Origin of the sequence: Leyella stercorea (assembly GCF_019052365.1) — a bacterium.
Lineage (GTDB): Bacteria > Bacteroidota > Bacteroidia > Bacteroidales > Bacteroidaceae > Prevotella.
This window is the reverse complement of sequence record NZ_JAHQUY010000125.1, coordinates 1-3,684: the sequence shown is the minus strand read 5'-3', so window position 1 is coordinate 3,684 and position 3,684 is coordinate 1. Positions and strand designations below refer to the sequence as shown.

At 38.4% G+C, this 3,684-nt stretch carries 3 protein-coding genes; all 3 read right to left on the bottom strand.

From position 1 onward, the window contains the following. Nucleotides 1-478 (bottom strand): OST-HTH/LOTUS domain-containing protein (locus KTQ90_RS12880; RefSeq protein ID WP_217318761.1); only part of this gene is annotated, 478 nt, incomplete at its 3' end. A gap of 18 nt (nt 479-496) precedes the next feature. Then, nucleotides 497-2,119 (bottom strand): RNA-directed DNA polymerase, encoded by a 1,623-nt coding sequence (locus tag KTQ90_RS12875; protein ID WP_217318760.1) that lies wholly within the window; start codon nt 2,117-2,119, stop codon nt 497-499. A 15-nt stretch (nt 2,120-2,134) separates the two neighbouring features. Beyond that, nucleotides 2,135-2,863: a UpxY family transcription antiterminator gene (locus KTQ90_RS12870; protein ID WP_217318759.1), complete on the bottom strand. Its 729-nt coding sequence runs from the start codon at nt 2,861-2,863 to the stop codon at nt 2,135-2,137. Nucleotides 2,864-3,684: the final 821 nt, after the last annotated feature.

The following is a 3,684-nucleotide window of genomic DNA, read 5'->3' as shown; positions in this document are numbered from 1 at the left end:
GAGTCCATATTTTTGAAAATGATTTATGTTCATCATCATAAAAGCCGATTAAACAAGAAAGTTGTTTCGTTCCCCAGCCCATTGGTTTTGGCCTACATAGATCGATGTAACGACTATCTTTCTTTCGTATTTGTGAATTATTTCCAAACTCCACGATAGCGGTGTCTGTTGTTTTATTTGTGTCTTTATGCTTGGAAGTAACCGAATCATTGTCCTTTTTCACAGATTTAAAACGCAAATATTTTACAGGAGGTCGTACACTCTCATCTGAAAAAACTTCAACATTGTCTATTGCCGCAATCAACTGACCGAGCTTACTATATCCAAGATTGACATAATTAACTCCAACCTTTTTTATTGCAGAACCAAAATTAGCCAGATTTACCCAACCTTCACCTTTTTGAGGTAAAGATTGCTTGTCTACATTATTGTATGTTGAAAATAATAATGCTTTTGTTTCTTTTCCAATTGTACCCATGTTATAGTATTTGATTTGTTAATGCAATTCCTCCTCATTATACATCCTTGTCTCCCTAAACGTAATCACCGGTGTTACCTTCTTCAATGTCTCGGCATCAACAATACCGTTTACATACAGGTCGGATAAGAGTAGAGGCTTCACCCACTCGTTGTTCCACAACTCCACATTCTTATCTCCAGCAACCACACGGCACAATCTCATCTTATATGGCGACTTGCCATTTTTCTTGTCTTGCTGATACGTTATGTTTTGCAGCCAAAGTTGGTTGTAGTCGGAGTTAGGCTTATTGCAAAGCTTGTAATATACGAGATTTATGATTGCGCTCTTCTCTTTTTCGTCTTTAAGAGAATCGACCATTCTACTGAGAACCCGTAAAGCATAATGACAACAGCCAACATTCTCTAAAGCTATCTGGGCGCATACTGCCGACATGGCTCGCACACTGCCACCAACAAGACGGCGTTGTTTGGTTATCTTTTCAGTTTTAGGTTCATCATCTTCAAGAATAGGTATGGTTGTAACCTCCTCTTCATAAGGCTTTAGCCAATCCTCCATGCGTTTGTCAATATCCGAGAGCATGGTTCTGATGGAACCGCTATCGGGATATTGGCGAGCAAACATGAGGATGTAGAGTAGGTGTTTCTCGAAACTGTCAAAGTCACACCCCTTCTTATTGAATATAGGTGTATTATAGATGTATGCAAGTTTGTCAGATTTGATAGCATCTGTAATAATGCTCTCGCTAATCTTGGTCTTCTTGCTGTTCATCCGGAAGTTCAGACTCTCCAACACGTGTTGCAGTGTATATGAAATCTTTTCAAGAACGTCCTTGTCATTACAGAAGATACGATAGTCATCACGATAACGGATTATCTCATACTTAGCCTTAATGCCTTCTTTTCTTATCGCTTCATGGAGTAACAGGTCAGAATAGCCAAGGATTATCTCACCGATAAAGTCAAATATGGCACTTCCCTGTGGAATGCCAATATTGCGCCCTTGTTGGAAGGCACGGAGAAACTTTTGGATGTTCTTAGCTATCGGATTTTTTGTTTCCTGTTCGAACTCTGTATCTTTGAATGAAAATGCCCAATCAAATACTTGTGGATTCACCGAACCATAACAGTTGGTGATGTCTGTGATGAATATATAACGGTATTCCAAGGACAGCTCTATGCTCTGTTGTTCCATAGTACTCCACCAATTGAGTATAGTTGTGGATTTATGAAACGGCTCTTTTTCCTTAGGTATGACAGGCAATGCGCAAGATGTAATATGTGGCACATTAAACTTCTCAAAGAGTAACTTTATAACCGTCCATGATTGCTCATTACAAATTTCCCTGACAAGAAAATAATAGAGGAATGGATTTGCAAGAATAATAGGACGAACTGCATAGCGACCATCCTTGTTTAGCAAAATGTCAAGGTTTACATCTGATAATAGCTCTGGTGACATGCCCTCTTGCAAACACTCCTCATAGGGCGTTTTGCCAACTGCGTTCTTGACATTTTGGAGCAAATCATCGAATACAAAGTATTCAGGTAACTCGAATCCATGATATTGTTCTGATTTCAAAAAGAAATCCATTGCCTCTGTATGATTAAGACTAAGTATATTTTTCATTTTTTCTGTCATATATATTATGTTGATTTAATGTTCTACATACGGTTTCATCGCATTCTTTGGTACATACGCTGTTGCCACCAAATACCCATCAAAGAGTTCAACCAACACCCTCTGCTGTCCAGCAATTCTTGCCACTCTACCACGTATATCCTTAAACTCTCCTTTTGTAATAACGACTTCATCCCCTAACTTATATTTGATGTTCTCCGAAGTAACTGGGATGATATGAGGATTATGTATGGAGGTTAAGCGAATGAAATTGTCCATAGCTGCATAAGAGATGACAAGAGGTGGATTTTTGGTTGGCGAATTTTCACAATGTGAGGTATGGTCATAATAGTAACTCAACAAAGCTCTATTTTCAAGAGGCTTGATGCTCTTGTCTTGCAAAAGATAGTCTACTCGTTCTGCTGAGGCATGAACAAAGAGAAATGAGGAGAGAAGAGGCTCTGTGATGATTCGCTTCTTTCCTTTCTTTTTTACCTCTTTATATCGTAAAGGAACATAACATTCGAGTCCTTTAGCTTCTACCAATGCTTTTGCCTTAATAATACGCCCATACGAAACGCGCAGAACAAACCATTGCTTGTTTTCAAATGGCACATTCTCTACCGACACCCCACCTCTGTTCTTTGAGATGGAGGGCGTACAAGAGGTAAGTCTTGCACTTGGACACGATGAACCTGTGTCAGTCGGTTGCCCATTATACAATGAAGCGTCAGCCGTTGGAGGCTGTTTGGTGTTATCTTCCAATGTTATTGATCAGAGGTTAGATTAAACCAATAGACTTTTTCTTGATAGAATTGTCAAATATTGACTACAAAAATAAAGAAAGTTGTTGAGATTAAAGAACTATATCTTGGAAATCTTTGCATTTGGGCGATTTTTAACATTTAGAGAGTGCATTGCCCAATTATAAATAAAAAGCTATTGCCATTGCCCAGTTAGTGTCACTACAAGCTACATATATTTTTACCGATAGTTATCCATTTTTACTGAAAACGAATTATGTGGAGCTATGAGCATCTATATTTGACTTGTTTTTGCTTGTTTCAATCCCATAATTTAGCATCCATATTTGTACCAACAAAAGCTAAATTGCTGATTATCAGTATGGTTTATTTTCGAGGAGGTGAAGTAAACTTGACTTTTAAGAACAGACATTCTGAATAAGAATAAATAATAAGGCGTACAACTGAAATCTTATGGATATCGGTTGTACGCCTTTTTTGTTACACGGACTTGTGTATCTTGTTCAGCATTTATGTATCTTGTTCAGCATCTCCGTCAAGTTGCGGGATGACTGGAAGATATTTGATTGTGGCTGGAAGATACGCTGGGAGATATCCCGTTCTCAAGTTTATCTTCCAACCTTTATTGCATTTGTTGTCAGAGAGTTGCGCCGATTCTGGAAGATATGGCAGATTTTTTCGCGTACAAAGTCATTGTGTGTGTAGTAGTGTCTGCTTCCGTTTGGTGCCGTTTTATTTGTGTTCCTAACGATATTCTTGGCGTATGATAATACCCCAGTTCGGGATAAGAAATAGTTTATAAAAAAAGTTGGTAGTCTCATA